Origin of the sequence: Kitasatospora sp. NBC_01266 (assembly GCF_036242395.1) — a bacterium.
Lineage (GTDB): Bacteria > Actinomycetota > Actinomycetes > Streptomycetales > Streptomycetaceae > Kitasatospora.
In genome coordinates this window covers 7378981-7394233 of sequence record NZ_CP108458.1, presented here as the reverse complement: position 1 = coordinate 7394233, position 15253 = coordinate 7378981, and the positions used below count along the sequence as shown (strand labels likewise).

Genomic DNA, 15253 nt, shown 5'->3' with positions numbered 1-15253 from the left:
GGCTGAGGTGTCTGGCTGGCATCGGGGTGCCGGACCCTGGGCCCGGTCACCAATGGATCCGCGTCACGCGCTCGGCCTCCGCCGCACCGCGAACGTGTCACCCACGACGTAACCGTCCAGGCCGTGCTGCTCGCCGTACTGGACCAGGTCGCTGGTGCGGTTGATGAAACCGCGCCCGGAGTAGTTGAGCGAGGTGTTGCACAGGACGCTGAATCCGGTGAGCTCGCGGAACGCCGCGAGCAGGCGGGCCATCTCCGGGTTCTGCTCCGGCGTCACGGTCTGCGCGCGGGCCGTGCCGTCGACGTGCGTGACGGCCTGCAACTCCGGTGCCAGCACCTGGCTGAAGTAGAGCATGTAGGGGTCGGGGATCGAACCGCTGAACCAGCGCTCGGCGTCGTCCGCCAGGCAGATCGGAGCGATCGGCCGGTACCCTTCGCGCTGCTTGATCCGGTTCAGCCGAACCGTCGTCTCCTGACTGAACGGCGCGGCCAGGATCGACCGGTTGCCGAGCGCGCGCGGGCCCATCTCCCAGCGCCCCTGTGCCCAGGCGAGCACCTTGCCGTCCGCCAGGGACTTGGCCACCTCGGCGTAGTCCAGCGGCCGGACGTCGAACTCCGCCGGGTCGAAGCCGGCGTCCTCGACGAACGCGTCGCCCGCGTAGACGTCCCAGGACACCGACGCCGATCCGGTGTAGTGGAGTTGTGCGTCGATCGCCGTGCCCAGGGCCGAGCCGCTGTCGTTCGGGCAGGGCGGCACGAACACCTCGGGGAAGAGTCCGCACTCGCGCCAGCGACGGTTCCACTCGCAGTTGAGGGCGCAGCCGCCCGAGATCAGCAGCGGATACCCCTCGGTGAGCGCCCCTTCGGCGTACTGGTAGAAGCGGTCGAAGATGGCGTCCGACAGCTTCGCCGCCAGGTTCCGGTACTCCTGCGACTCGACTCCGATGTTGTGGAAGGGCGTCCAGGTCATCTCGTCCTTCGGCAGCCGCAGGACGATCTGCTCCTGGTTCAGGATGAAGTCGATCAGCTTCTTCTCGTCCGGGCTCAGCGCGGTCCGCTGCGCGAAGCCGGTCAGCGCCATCTGCTTCCCGGCGTCCTGGAGCCGGAGCAGGCCCTTGTTCGCCGGAAACCTCGGATCGGCGAGCGCGAACAGGTAGGCGTACTTGTTACCCGGGTCGGCCAGCACATGGCGCAGGTGGGTGACCGCGCCGTGTTCGTCGATCAGGTAGAACGAGCCGATGTTCCCTTCCCACACCAGGCAGTAGCAGGGCTGTCCGGGCCGGAACGACGAGAGGCCGAGCGCGGTCATGATGTGCGACCGCTCGTGGGTGGAGGAGAAGATCCGCACGTCCTGGCCGAAGAACCTCCCGAGCTCATCCGAGACCGCTCCCGGACCCACGCCGAAGTAACCCGTCCTGGACGGGGGTTCCACCGAGTGAGTGCCCTTGACCCAGCCCCCGACCGCCAACGCGTCGGGTAGCCGCCCCAGCCGTTCCGCGGCGAGCAGCAACACCTCGGCGGTCAGCCGGTCGTAGCGGGGGAACGAGTCCTTCTCCGCCTCCAGCGAGAAGAGGAGCCGACCGTCGTCGATCGCGGCTATCGCGCCGTCATGACCTTCTTTGAATCCAAGAATCAGCATCTTGCCCACCTCCGGGCGGCCGGTCTGCTTCGAGTGTGACCAGGGCCTTGCGATCGAGCTTGCCGTTGGGCGTCAGCGGGAACGAGTCCAGCAGGACGAACCGGAACGGCACCATGAAATCCGGCATGTGTTCCGCCGCATGGCTTCGGAGACCGTCCTCGACCGGCCCGATCCCCGATTCCTGACGCATCGTCAGATAGGCGATCAGCCGCCGGTCCTCAGGATGGTCGTCGGTGGCCATGACGACGGCTTTGCTGACGGCGGGATGCGCCTCCAGCACGGCTTCCACCTCGGCGTACTCGACGCGGATGCCGCGGATCTTCACCTGTCCGTCCACCCGGCCGACGAACTCCAGGGGCCCGTCGGCGTTCCGGCGCACCAGGTCACCGGTACGGTACATGCGCCCGCCCGGTCTGCCGAAGGGGTCGGCGACGAACCGCTCGGCGGTCAGCCCGGGCCGGCCGAGGTATCCGCGGGCCAGCCCCTCCCCCGAGGCGTACAGCTCGCCGACCTCGCCGTCGACCACCGGTCGCAACCGCTCGTCCAGCACCTGGAGGTTCTTGCCGGCCAGGCTGCGCCCGATCGGCACCGGTGCCAACTCCGCGCCGGCCGCGGTGACCTGATGCGTCGTCACGAAGATCATGCACTCGACCGGCCCGTACCCGTTGACGAAGCGCAGCGCCGGGAATTCGCGCACCACCCGCGCGGCATGCTCGGGCGAGAGCCGCTCGCCGCCGACGAGCAGGTCCGTGAGGGCCGCGAAGGCGGCCGGGTACGCCTCCATGATCACGTGGAACAGGACGGTCGGCAGGTTCATCGTGGTGATGCCGTGCCGGGCGACGAGTTGCGCCATCCGGATCGGATCGGGGCTCCCCGGGTGGAAGACGCAGGCGCCGCCGGAGAGCAGCGGGCCCCAGAGCTCCAGCGCGAACGCGTCCCAGGAGACCGGCGCGCACTGCAGCCAGACGGTGTCGGGGCCGAAACGCGTGTAGCGCTGTCCCACGATGGTGGCGACGATCGCCCGGTGCGGAGCGGCGACACCCTTCGGCCGCCCGGTGGAACCGGAGGTGAAGATGACGCAGGCCAGGTCCGCGGACCGGGCACCCGCGGCGCCCCTCGGCAAGGCCCGACCGGCAGTCGCGGTCGGCGCGACGAAGCGCGCCGAGGCGCCGAGCCGCCGCACCTCCGCCGCGCTGCGGGCGATCACGACCACGGGGTCCGTGTCCTCGACCATGCCGCGCAGGCGGTGCGCCGGGAAGTCCCGGTCCAGCATCACGTAGCCGGCCCCCGCCTTCAGCGCGGCGAGGATGGCCACGGCCATCCCGGTCCCGCGCTCCAGGTGGATCCCCACCAGCGAACCGCGCCGCACTCCCGCGTCCACCAGCCGCTGGGCCAGTCGATCGGCGCGCAGGTCCAACTCGCCGTAGCTCAACCGCTCGTCCTCGGCGACCACCGCCAACGCGTGGGGCGCGGCGGCGGCCCGGTCCTCGAAGATCTCGTGCAGGCACCGCGTGGTCGGCTCCGGCTCACCCGAACCCATGGCGACTCCCCCGTCGTCTATCCATCCTGGTCAGCCGTCGCAGCGCCACCGGCCGGGCCCGCGCGCCGACGGGAGATCGGCGGCAGCGGATCCGGCCGGGCGGCGGCGCCGATCCTGCGGGCGACTCCCGCCACGGTGGGTTCGTCGAAGAACTCGCGGAGCCCGAAGCGGACGCCGAGCACCGAACGGATCCGGCTGACCAGCCGGGTCGCCGCCAGCGAGTGCCCGCCGAGCAGGAAGAAGTCGTCCTGGGCGCGCACCGGCGTCCGGTCGAGGACCTCGGCGAACAGGCCGCACAGGGTCTCCTCGAGCGGCGTGCGCGCCCCCTGCTCCGCCGGCGGGGACGGCTCGGCGCCGGGCGCCGCCGCTGCCGTCGCGGCCGTACCGCGCTGCGCCGACGCCGGTGCGGCCGTACCGCGCTGCGGCAGCGGCCGGGTCCGCTCCGGCGGGAACCCGAGGTCGGCCCGGTCGATCGGCGCGTCGGGCGCCGCGACCACGGCTTCGAGCAGCAGCACCAGGCTCCGGGTCAGCAGGGCCGCGGTCTGCCGGTCGAACAGGTCCACGGCGTAGGCCAGGGTGCCCTCGATGCCGCCCGGCCCACCGTCAGCGGCGCGGAGCTGGTTCAGGTCGAAGATGAGGTCCAGCACCCCGGAGTTGGTGTCGATGCTCTCGTGCCGGGCTCGGACGTCCTTCAGCCGCAGCTCGTTCTCCAACCCGTCGTAGCAGGCGATCGCGACCTGGCAGAGCGGGTGGCGGTCGAGGGAGCGTTCCGGGTTGAGCGCGTGCACGACCTTCTCGAACGGGAGGTCCTGGTGCTCGTAGGCGGCCAGGTCGGTGTCCCGGACGCGGCCCAGCAGCCCGCGGAAGCTCGGGTTGCCGGCCGTGTCGACCCGCAGCACCAGGGTGTTCACGAAGAAGCCGACCAGCTCGCCGAGGGCGTCGTCGGGGCGGTCGGCCACCGTGGCGCGCAGCGGTATGTCCGTCCCGGCCCCCAACCGGGTCAGCAGCGCGACGATCGCCGCGTGCAGCACCATGAACATGGTGGCCCCGCAGTCCCGGGCCAGCTCGTGCAGCCCGCCGTGCAGCCCGGCCGGCACCCGGAACGGCACCGTGCCGATCACCCGGCTGGGGACCGGCGGCCGGGGACGGTCGACGGGGAGCTCCAACGACTCGGGCAGTGCGGCGAGTTCGGCCCGCCAGTAGGCCAGGTGCCGGGACATCGCGCTCTGCGGATCGTCCTCGTCGCCGAGCACCGCGCGCTGCCACACCGCGTACTGCGCGTACTGGACCCGCAGCGGGTCCCAGCGCGGCTCGGCGCCCGCGAGCCGGGCCTGGTAGGCCTGGGCCAGCGCCTGCCAGAACGGCCCCGCCGACCAGGCGTCCCACGCGATGTGATGGAACACCACCACCAGCACGTGTTCGGCCGGCCCGGCGACGAACAGCCAGGCACGCAGGGGCGGATCCACCGTCAGGTCGAAACCCCGCCCGGCCACCTCGGCCACCGCCGCAGCCAGCTCCCGCTCACCCGGCTCGGCCACCACCAGGGCCGGCCGGCCCTGCGCCGCCGGCAGCACCCGCTGGTACGGGCCGCCTTCGCCCATCGGGAAGACCGTGCGCAGGACCTCGTGCCGCACCGCCACGTCCCCGAGCGCCGCCTCCAGCGCCCCGGCGCTCAGCGGACCGGACAACCGGAACGTCTCCGCCGAGTTGTGCGCCGCCGACAGGCCCTCCACCTGGTTCAGGAACCACAACCGCTCCTGCGCGAACGACAGCGGTGCCGCAGCCATGTCCCCCTCCATTTTCTGCTGCTGACGTCAGGAATTCGGGAAAACTAGGACGCGGTGGTTTCGCTCTCCCGCACCAGGCTCGCCGGCCTCATGTCCGTCCAATTCTCATTGATGAACTCGATGCAGGTCGTCCGGGCCGCAGCTGGACGGGCGATCCGCCAGCCGTCCGGAATTCCGGCGAACTCGGGCCAGAGGGAGAACTGGCCCTCTTCGTTGACCAGCACCACATAGCTGGCTTCAGGATCATCGAACGGATTCATCGTCCACCTTCCCGCGCGCCTAGGTATCCCACCAACTAAAACCGACCGAGCCGGGCGTGCACAAGCTTTCCCAGGCCGGCTTTCCGACACCGGCTTTCCCGCGCCGGCTCTCCCACGCCGGCTTTCCCACGCCGGTCGGACACCCGGTCCGTTCGGCGTTCAACTGCCAGCAGCTGTCAGTTGCACATCGCCGTCGTGCTCCCGTGCCGCGCCGGGCCCCGTCACGCCCGCGGCCGGACCGCCACCGGCCGGGCCGCGCAGTGCACCTGACCACCGGCCACCACGAACCCCCGGACGACGTGCTCGTGGTGGGCGAAGGCGTGCTCCTCGACCGCGACCTCGACCCGGAGCCGGGCCGCGCTCCCCGGCCGCAGCCGCACCCGCTGCGGCTGCGGCCCGATCAGGCCGTGGGCCGCCGCCCTGGCCACCTGGACCACCACCGCCGCCGTGCGGAGCTCCGCTCCCGCCGCCGCAGTGATCGTCAGCTCGAGGTCCACCGTGCCCGGACGCGGCCAGAGTTCCGGGCAGTCGATCGTGATCATCCGGATCGGCGAACCGGCGGGCAGATCGAGCACCGGGCCGCAGCGGTGACAGGCCAGCACCTCGCGCTCCAGGCGGGGGTGGGCCGGATGCCGGCCGGTCACCGCGGCCGTCGGTCCACCGCAGTACGGGCACCGCCCGCTGCCGGGCACGGCCGTGGTCTCCAGCAAGTCCTCCCAGACCTCGCTCGGCGGCGACTCGCTGACCTGCGCGAAGTCGTACAGGTCGAGCGCCACGTCGAACTCCGCGTCCGCCACCAGCTCCAGCAGCCGTTCGACCGGCGCGCCGTCGGCGGCCGTCCCCGCTCCGGACCGGTCCTGCCGGAGCCCGCCCACCACCGCGACGACCTGGGTGTCGAGGCCGGCCAGGCCGGCGGCCGGCAGGAACCCGGCCAGCGGCAGGTCGCGCAGCCCCTCGATCGCCCGTCCGGCCTGCCGCAGCCGGGCCAGGACACCGTCCTCGGCAGCCGTCGAGGTCGCGGCGAGCAGCGGCACGAGGCGGTCGAACCCGACCGGCCCGGCCGCCGGCACCGGCGCCACCCACGGCAGGCCGAGCAGCAGGTAGTGCGGCACCTCACGGCCGGCGACCTGCTGGTTCAGCAGGACGGCGAGCTGACCCGCGGTGGCGCCGGCCGCCGCGGCCCGGTGGGCCAGGCGGTTGAGCCGGACGTCGGGGACCATCTGGTGCACGGCCCCGATGAACGCCGCGGCGATGCCGCGCTGGAAGGCGTTGGTCAGCTGGTAGTCGGCGGCCACCAGGCCGTGTCCGGGCCGCCAGGACATGCAGCTGTTGGCGAGGACGGCGTCGGCCCGGATCTCCCGGGCCAGGATGACGTCGGCCGAGGTGACGCCCGCCCGGAAGCACTGCCCGGAGAACGCGCAGCCGGGCGCACCGGCGGGCGGCACGGCGGGCCCGGCCGGGTCGACGTCGGCCCCGCAGACCACGGTGTCCCGCAGGATCAGACCGTGCTCCCGGCCGGCGACGGCGAAGGACACCAGGCCGTGCCGCTCGGCGAGCAGCGGCGCCACCACCTCGGCCCGGACCTCGTCGCCCACCACCCAGCGGGCGCCGGGCGGGTCCTCGCGCTCAAGGCCGCCCCACGGGGCGACGCAGAGCTGCGGGTGGGCCGGCGGCTCCCGCAGGCCGCAGCCGAGCCCCTTGGCGATCAGCCAGCTCAGTTCGTCCAGGCTCCGGCCGAGCAGCACGCCGAGGGCCGCCGTACCGCGGCCGTCCCGGCGCAACTGCGCCGTCGCAGCGAGGGTTTCGAGCACCAGCTCCAGCGACAGCTCGTCGGCGAGACCGGCCAGCACGACATGCTCCACCTCGGCGGCGCCCGCAGCCGGCTCGTGGAGCGCACCCGCCAGGAACGTCCCGCCGACCCGCTCCGCGAGCGCCGCGCCCACCGGCGCGGCGGCCGAACCGGGCGGCACCAGCACCAGCACCCCGCCGGCCGGACCACGAAGTTCCCCGGCCGGCCCGGCCCCCAGCAGGTCGCGGAGTTCGCCCAGCCGGCCGCCCACCGCTCCCAGCAGCGGGATCCGGGCCGGGTTCCGCAGCGCGTCGAGGTAGCCGGGCAGGTCCTGGTGGGCCGAGAACGGCCCGGCGGCGGTCACGGCGCCACCGGGACCGGGTCGATCGTGAATCCGCCGGGCCGCCCGACCCGGGAGGCGATCCGCCGCACTTCGAGGTGGTCGGCCCGGACCTGGGCCGGATCGGGATGGGCGAGCACCGCCACGCCGAGCTTGTGCGCGTCCATCAGGTCCAGGGTCTCGGGCACCTCGTCCCCGTCCGCGACGTTGATCTTGAGATGGCAGCAACTCGGCAGCTCGGTGATGGCGTTCAGGCCGTCGATCCCGCTGATCCGCCCGGCCGAGCGGACCGCGAAGAAGACCACCAGGACGGTCATCTCCAGGTCGTAGTCGGGGCGGATCGCGGCCTGCCCGCCCAGGTACCGCACCGCGCGGTCGATGAGGTTGTCGCCGGTGGCCAGCTGGCAGGCCCACGGCTGCGCGCCGCCCGGCGGCCGGGCGTTCACCTCCATCAGCAGCGGCCCGCGGTCGGTGACCATGACCTCGGTGTGCGCGACGCCGAACCGCACGCCGAGCGCGTCGAGCACCCGCTCGGTGTACCGCAGCAGTTCGGCGTGGCCGGGCGCGTCGAACGGCACGAACTCCATGCTCTCGTAGATCGCCATCCGGCCGCCGGTGGACCGCTTGCGGTACCGGACGATGTCGGTCACGGTGTGCGCGCCGTCGTGGCTGAAGGTGTCCACCGCGTACTCGACGCCGGTGACGTGCTCCTGCACGACCACGTCGGTGAGCTGGATCCCGTGGCGGCTGACCGAGCCGGCCAGGCCGCTGACGGCAGCGCGCCAGCCGGCCCCGCGCGGGTGCAGGGTCACGCCGTCGGTGCCGGAGGCGTTGGCGGGCTTGACCACGAGGTCACGCCCGGTCAGGCCGCTGGCGCGCAGCCAGTCGGCCACCTGGTCCGGATCGCGGGTGCACAGGCCCTCGACGACCGGCAGTCCGGCGGCGGCCACGGCGGCGTACATCTCCCCCTTGTGCCAGCGGGCGGCCGCGAGTTCGGGCAGGTTCGCGCGGTCCGGGGTGAGCTCGGCGGCCAGCCGGTCGGCGAGCCGCACGCCGTGCTGCTCGCCCGGGAGGACCGCGACCGGCGCCAGCTCGCGCAGCCGGTCCAGCACCGGGTCGAGCAGCTGCGGGGTGATCGGTGCGGCGTCGTCGGCGCCGTACTCGAGGTGGTGGTCGAAGTCCGCGGCCCGGAACGAGGCGGCCAGCGGGGCGGCCGACCGCAGCGTGATCCCGCAGGTCGAGAAGCCGGCCCGGCGCAGCGCGGGTGCGTACATGTTGCCCGAGGAGTAGGGCTCGACGATGACCACGACGGGCTTGCTCACTTCGCCCCCCGCAGCGCCGACCGGCCGGCCGTCTCGTCGATCCTGGCCGCCAGCAGCTCGATCGTCGGGCACTCGAAGAGGTCGCCGATCAGGACCCGCTTGCCCAGCTCGGTCCGGACCTTGGCGATCACCCGGGTGGCCAGCAGCGAGTGGCCGCCGAGCTCGAAGAAGTCGTCGGCGAGCCCGATCCGGGGCACCTCGAGGACCTCCCGCCAGATGCCGAGCAGCGCGGCGGCCGTCGCCGACGGCGGCTCGGACAGCGGCAGCGGCTCGGGCGGCAGCTCGGACGCCGGGTCAGACGCCGGATCGGACGCCGGCTCGGACAGCGGCACGCCGAGCGCGGCCCGGTCCAGCTTCCCGGTCGGGGTGAGCGGCAGTGCGGGCAGCGGCACGAACCGGGCGGGCACCAGGTGCTCGGGCAGCAGCCGGGCGGCGTGCGCGCGCAGCTCACGGGCGGTCGGCGGCCGGGCGGCGTCCCGGGCGACGACGTACCCGACCAGGCTCCGGCCGGTGGCGTCCTCGTGCGGGACGACCGCCGCCTCGGCCAGCCGCGGATGCTCCAGCAGCTTCGCCTCGACCTCGCCCAGCTCGACCCGCACCCCGCGGATCTTCACCTGGTGGTCGGCCCGGCCCAGGAACTCCAGCACACCGTCCGGCCGGTGGCGGGCCAGATCGCCGGTCCGGTACATCCGGCCGCCCGCCACCGCGCTGAACGGGTCGGCGACGAACCGCTCGGCGGTCAGCCCGGGCCGCCCGGCGTAGCCGCGGGCGAGGATCTCACCGCCCACGTAGAGCTCCCCGGTCACGCCGACCGGGGCCGGCTGCAGCGCCTCGTCGAGGAGGTAGACGAGGGCGTCCGTGATCGGGCGTCCGATCGGCGGCAGCTGCGGCCAGCCGGTCGGATCCCCGCGCAGCCAGTGCGTGGTGGCCACGCTGGTCTCCGAGGGGCCGTAGCCGTTGCGCAGCGCGCAGCCGGGCAGCCGCTCCAGCCAGCGCACCAGGTCGGGCGGCATCACCAGCTGCTCGCCGCCGGTGACGATGGTGCGCAGCCGGCAGTCGCGGGGCCGGTCCTGGCGCACCGCCCAGTGCGCGATGTTCAGCAGGCCGGAGTAGGGGGCCTCCAGATGGTCGATCCGCTCGGCCTCCAGCAGGTCGAGCAGCGCCTCCGGGTCACGCCGTACCCCCTCGTCGGGCAGCAGGACCACCCGGGCGCCGGCGTGCCAGCCGCCGAAGATCTCGCAGAACGAGGCGTCGAAGCTGAGCGCGCTGAACTGCAGCACGTGTGCCCCGGGCGTGATCGCGGTCTCGGTCGCGTACCAGTCGGTGATCCGGACCAGGGCGCGGTGCGGCATGGCCACACCCTTCGGGCGGCCGGTGGAGCCCGAAGTGTGCATCAGGTAGGCCAGGTTCTCCCCGTGCACCGCGGTGTCGGGGTTGCCGGCGGGCCGGTGCGCGAGGTCGCAGGCGGCCAGGTCGTACACCTCCCACCCGCCGTCGGGCAGCTCCGCCGACCGGGCCGCGGACCCGCTCTCGGTGAGCACCAGCCGGGGTGCGCAGTCGGCGAGCACCTCGGCGGTGCGCGCGGGCGGTGCGGCGACGTCCAGCGGCACGTAGTACCCGCCGGCCTTGAGCACGGCCAGCATGGCGGTGAGCATGGCGAGGGTGGAGCCGCCGTGCAGCGCCACCGCGACCTCCGGCCCGACCTGGCGCTCGCGCAGCCAGTGGGCCAGCCGGTTGGCGTCGGCGTTCAGCTCCGCGTAGCTGAGCGTGGTCCCGGCCTGGGTCAGGGCGGCGGCGTGCGGGGTCCGCTCCGCCCAGGTCTCCACCAGCCGGTGGACCAGCGCGACGGCGGGGACCGAGGCGGAGGTGCGGGACCAGTCGTCGAGCAGCAGGACTCGTTCGGCGGGCGGCAGGACGGCGAGCCTGCCGACCCTGGTGCCCGGTGCGGCGACGACGGCCGCGAGCAGGGTGTGCCACCGCGCCGTCCAGCGCGCGGCCTGCGCCGACCGCTGGTCGGCGCGGGCGGGCGGGTCGGCGGGGGCCGGCTGGTCGGGCCGGGGCCGCTGGTCGATCCGGGTGCGCGGGCCGTCCGGCGCCCGAACGAGGGTCAGGGCGAGGTCGTGGTCCGGACCGTCCGCCGACCCGGTCGCGGACCGCAGCTCGATCCGCAAACCGGCCGAAGGCTCTGCGAGCTCGCCCGGCGCCTGCCGCCGCAACCGCGCCAGCAGCTCGGCGAACGGCGGGTCATCGGTCAGCTCGCAGCGCAGCTCCCGGGTCCGGGCCGGCTCCCCCGCGATCACGGTCACCGCCTGCTCCCGCTCCCCGCCGTGCCGGACCGCCAGCACCGCGAAGGCGGCGAGCAGCGTCAGCTCCAGCGGCACGCCGTGCGCACGGCTCAGCTCGGTCAGCCCGTCGGCCAACCCCTCGGGCAGCCGGACCGCACTCCTGGTCGCCGTGGGATCCAGGCGATCGGCCATGGCCATGTCACTCCTTCACGTGTCGCGTCGAGAGTTCCCAACAAGGATTGGACACCGGCTTCCGCCAGGCCGGAATTGCCGGAACTGACCGGACGCATTGGCCGGGAGTGCGCATCGGCCAGAAGCCAGTAACGACCAGGGCCGCGCATCCGTCAAGGGCCGCCGAGATCCGCCGGCCGACTGGGCAACCGAAAACGGCTGACAGTTGCACACCCCGTCCGGATCGGCTTCGCCCGACCGGCGCCGGTGCACCCTTGACAGCGTCCCGCCCCGCCGTGAGCCTGGGAAGAATGAGCAAGCCAATGTATTCGTCCGGCAATGTGCGGGACGATCCGCAGTGGAACTGCGACGACGACTGGGAAAGCTTCAGCCGATTCTGGGAGAACCTCGAACTGGACCCGCACATGGGGGACGGGGGAACCTATCGGCGCCGGAAATACTCCACGATTTCCTACGAACCCGGCAGCGACACCATCCGCCTGGTCGACCACGACGGGTTCCTGCAGAGCAGGGAGATCAACCGCCTCAACGGCGGCGTCGTCCGCCGGTTCGAACCGGTCGACCCGGCCCTGCTGGGCATGTCCGTGGTGCACCGGCTGCTGGCCCGCTTCACCAGGCACATCGCCGACACGGCGCGGCCCGCCCGACCGGTGGCGCCCGGCGGCAGGGTGAACATCCATCAGCATCGCATCACCGCCACCGGAACGCAGTTGGGCAATCCGACCCCCGAAGGAATCCACCGGGACGGCGTCGAACACATCGTCATGATGCTGGTCGCGCGGAAGAACGTCGCCGGCGGCTCCAGCACGCTCCACGACAACGCCGGAACACCGGTGTTCACCCGAACCCTGACCGACCCCGGCGACTACATCTTCCTCGACGACCGCACCTGCCTGCACTCCACCTCCCCGGTGACGGTGGCCCCGCCGGCCGCGCAGGGGTACCGCGACATGTTCTTCCTCGAGTTCTGCTGACGGAGACCTGATCCGATGAGTCCGGCCCACCCGACCCCCACCCCCGAACTCCTGCGCGAGATCTGGTGCGAGATCCTCGAACTGGACCAAGTCGACGATGAGGAGAGCTTCTTCACGCTCAGCGGCAGGTCCATCGACGCCATGCGCCTGGTCAACCGGATCCGGAGCGCCTTCGGGTTGGAGATCACCGTACGGACGGTGATCGAAGCACCGACGGTGACCCTGCTGGCGCAGGCCCTCCGGACGGCTCCGCCGGCCGAGCCCCGGCCGAGCCTGACGGAGGGCGGCGGAGCGGGCTGACCACGCACCACCACGCCGGCCGACCGGGCCCCCACACCCGGTCGGCCGTCGGCGGTCTGCGGTCTGCGGTCTGCGCTCTGCGCTCTGCGCTCTGCGGTGAGTGAACGAATTCGGCCCGGTTCTCGAACGGGCCGAATTTTAATTCGCCAGCAGAGATCTGCCCGTGATAAGGCCGCAGAGCCAAAACGGCACGATTCGCCCAAACTCTGCCACCTACGACACATCGGTTCGGCGAGGTTTCTACCCGGATACTCATTGCCGACCGACGGGCCGTACCGGCCGGTACGAACGACCCCCCTGGCACCATGGACACCACCCTTGACATGCCCCAGCCGACAAAATACGCTCACCGGTTGTGACAGCCAATCGCACACCGATCGACCTGCTTCGAATCGTCCCCGTACCACCACAGGTCGTATGAATTAGCCGTCGGTCAATAGTTCAGATAGGCGAGCACCACTGCCTCATCCTGCGGTTTCCATTCTTCCTGTGAAGGTGAAATTGCCCAGCGAAGAGCGCTCGACCTCCCCCACAGACAGCGCCGCACAGATCGCTCGCCGTTCCTGGAACATGACGGTGGACACCGTGCCGGTCGGGCTGCTCAAGCCCGCTGACTCCCCTCGCCTCCACGGCGAGGACCCCGACCACATACGGCTCCTCGCCGAATCCGACGCCACCCTGCCGCCCCTGCTGGTCCACCGCGGGTCGATGCGCGTCGTCGACGGGATGCACCGGCTGCGGGTCGCCCAACTGCGCGGCGACACCGAGGTCCGCGTCCAGTACTTCGACGGCACCGAGTTCGAGGCCTTCATCCGCGCCGTCCAGCTGAACGTGACCCACGGACTGCCGCTCACCCTCGCCGACCGGGAAGCCGCCGCCGCACGCATCATCGAGTCCAGCGACAGCTGGTCGGACCGGGCCATCGCCCGGATGACCGGCCTGAGCGCACCCACGGTCGGTCGGATCAGGGCGCACCACCTGCCCGACCACCCCATCGACACCCAGGCCAGGATCGGCCTCGACGGCCGGGTCCGGCCGCTGAACAGCGTGGCGGGCCGCCGGCGCGCCAGCGAACTCATCGACACCGAACCGACCCTGAGCCTGCGCGAAATAGCCAAACGGGCCGGGATATCGGTGGGTACCGCACGGGACGTACGCAAGCGCCTGGGCCGCGGCGAGGACCCCATCCCGGCCAGATTCCTACCCGGACCCGCCACCGCGCCGGCCGTGGCCACCGGACCGCACGGCCACCCCCCGGCAGCCGCCGCCCCGCCCTCCCCCAGCTCCATGGCCGGGACCTACACCTCGAACCTCAACAGCCTGAAGAACGACCCGTCACTCTGCCTGACCAGCACCGGCCGATTCCTCCTCCGCTGGCTCAGCCTGCACGCCATCAGCCGGGAGAAACGGGCCGGCCTCATCAAATCCCTGCCGGCCCACAGCAAGTCCCGGATCGCCGGCATGGCGAAATACTGCAGCCGCTGGTGGGCGGAATTCGCGGACGACCTGGAAGAACAGCAGCAGGAATACCAGGATATTCCGAAAACCGGCTACCGGTTGACCCGCTGACCAGCCGGGACCCCTTCGACCCGATATGCCACCCCCGGAAAGCTGCGGTCATTCCCGCACCGCGTCGGCGCCCACCGTCGCCCACCGCTGCTCGGGGCGGGTGAAGAGGTACCCGGCGGCCGCCGCCACCGTGACCGCCATCGCCACCAGCACCACCCGGAAGTCCACCGCCGCGATCAGCGCGGCGCCAACGGCCATCGCCAGCACCTGAGGCACCGTCATGATCACGGTGAACCCGGCGTAGACCCGCCCGACCAGCTCCGGCGGCGTGTGGCGGAAACCGATCGTGGTCAGCCCGATGGCGATCCACGGCATGCTGGCGCCGCACAGCACCATCCCGGTCGCCACCACGGCCACCGACGGCACGGTCTGCAGCAGCGCGCCGAGCCCGAAGGACGCCATGCCCGCGGCGACCAGCAGGCCGTCGCCGATCCGCCGGGCGATCCGGGCCGCGGTCAGCCCGGCCAGCACCGCGCCGACCCCCTGACCGACCAGCAGCACGCCGAGGAAGGCCGGCGGCCGCCCCAGCCCGTCACCGACCACGGCGAGCCCGACCGTCTCGGCCAGACCCATCCCCACCATGGTCAGCGCGCAGCCGATGGTGAGCTGCCGCAGCACGACGGTCTTCGCCAGGTGCCGGACGCCTTCGGTGATCTCGGTGCGCCACCCGCTGCCGCCGGCCGACGGCGCCTCCTCGTCCAGCCGCACGGCCAGCAGGGTGGCCACCGCGACCAGAAAGGTACCGGTGTCCACCAGCACCACGGCATGGGCGCCCAGCGCGGCGAACAACCCGGCCCCGGCCAGCGGGGAGATCAGGCGCAGCGACTGCTTCGCCGTCTGCAGCAGGCCGTTGACCTCGCCCACCCGCTCCCCGGGGACCAGCACCCGCAGCAGGCCGGCCTGCGCCGGATCGAGGAAGCTGTTGGACAGGCCGTAGAGCAGCATCACCAGGTAGACCAGCCAGACCTGGCCGCTGTCGCGGACCAGCAGCAGCACCGGCAGCACGGCGGCGGTCGCCAGGTTGAGCACCAGGAGCAGCCGGCGCCGGCGGTAGCGGTCGGCGACCATGCCGCCGACCGGGGCGCAGAGCGTGCCGACGATCACCAGGAAGAAGGTGAGCGCGGCCGCCGAGTTGCTCCCGGTCAGCTCCTTGACCCAGATCCCGGCCACCAGCCAGAGCATCGTGTCCCCGAGCACCGAGACGAGCTGTCCCAGCAGGAACCAGCGGACGTTCCGTTCGGCCGGCAGCCGCCCCAT

General features: G+C 72.5%; 11 protein-coding genes. 3 read left to right on the top strand and 8 right to left on the bottom strand.

Features of this window, described 5'->3' with window-relative positions:
- Positions 1-63: 63 nt before the first annotated feature.
- The 7 genes from OG403_RS31830 to OG403_RS31800 all read right to left on the bottom strand — a co-directional run bounded on the left by OG403_RS31830 (position 64) and on the right by OG403_RS31800 (position 11153).
- The gene (locus tag OG403_RS31830; RefSeq protein ID WP_329570519.1) at positions 64-1638 is read right to left on the bottom strand and encodes a carbamoyltransferase C-terminal domain-containing protein; all 1575 of its coding nucleotides are present in this window, start codon (positions 1636-1638) and stop codon (positions 64-66) included.
- Positions 1607-3178, bottom strand: coding sequence for an amino acid adenylation domain-containing protein (locus OG403_RS31825; RefSeq protein WP_329570517.1), 1572 nt, complete (start codon positions 3176-3178; stop codon positions 1607-1609). Before OG403_RS31825 ends, OG403_RS31830 begins: the two co-directional genes overlap by 32 nt.
- Before the next feature lie 17 nt (positions 3179-3195).
- Positions 3196-4965, bottom strand: coding sequence for a condensation domain-containing protein (locus OG403_RS31820; RefSeq protein ID WP_329570515.1), 1770 nt, complete (start codon positions 4963-4965; stop codon positions 3196-3198).
- Positions 4966-5009: 44 nt separating this feature from the next.
- A complete protein-coding gene (locus OG403_RS31815) occupies positions 5010-5225 on the bottom strand; it encodes an MbtH family protein (RefSeq protein ID WP_329570513.1) in 216 nt (71 codons plus the stop codon).
- Positions 5226-5446: 221 nt separating this feature from the next.
- On the bottom strand, positions 5447-7378 hold the full coding sequence (locus OG403_RS31810) for a hypothetical protein (RefSeq protein ID WP_329570511.1): 1932 nt from the start codon (positions 7376-7378) through the stop codon (positions 5447-5449).
- Entirely contained in the window at positions 7375-8676 is a 1302-nt protein-coding gene (locus OG403_RS31805; RefSeq protein WP_329570510.1) for an ATP-grasp domain-containing protein, read from the bottom strand. The genes OG403_RS31810 and OG403_RS31805 overlap by 4 nt, the downstream gene beginning before the upstream one ends.
- Positions 8673-11153 (bottom strand): non-ribosomal peptide synthetase, encoded by a 2481-nt coding sequence (locus tag OG403_RS31800; RefSeq protein WP_329570509.1) that lies wholly within the window; start codon positions 11151-11153, stop codon positions 8673-8675. Before OG403_RS31800 ends, OG403_RS31805 begins: the two co-directional genes overlap by 4 nt.
- A gap of 302 nt (positions 11154-11455) precedes the next feature.
- Here OG403_RS31800 and OG403_RS31795 point away from each other — a divergent pair, with 302 nt between their 5' ends.
- The 3 genes from OG403_RS31795 (at position 11456) to OG403_RS31785 (ending at position 13996) form a co-directional block, all read left to right on the top strand.
- On the top strand, positions 11456-12127 hold the full coding sequence (locus OG403_RS31795) for a 2OG-Fe dioxygenase family protein (protein WP_329570507.1): 672 nt from the start codon (positions 11456-11458) through the stop codon (positions 12125-12127).
- Between the two features lie 15 nt (positions 12128-12142).
- Entirely contained in the window at positions 12143-12427 is a 285-nt protein-coding gene (locus OG403_RS31790; protein WP_329570506.1) for a phosphopantetheine-binding protein, read from the top strand.
- A gap of 576 nt (positions 12428-13003) precedes the next feature.
- The gene (locus tag OG403_RS31785; protein ID WP_329570504.1) at positions 13004-13996 is read left to right on the top strand and encodes a ParB/RepB/Spo0J family partition protein; all 993 of its coding nucleotides are present in this window, start codon (positions 13004-13006) and stop codon (positions 13994-13996) included.
- 48 nt (positions 13997-14044) lie between these two features.
- On the opposite strand, the gene OG403_RS31780 is transcribed toward OG403_RS31785, so the two are convergent.
- Positions 14045-15253, bottom strand: coding sequence for an MFS transporter (locus OG403_RS31780; protein ID WP_329570502.1), 1209 nt, complete (start codon positions 15251-15253; stop codon positions 14045-14047).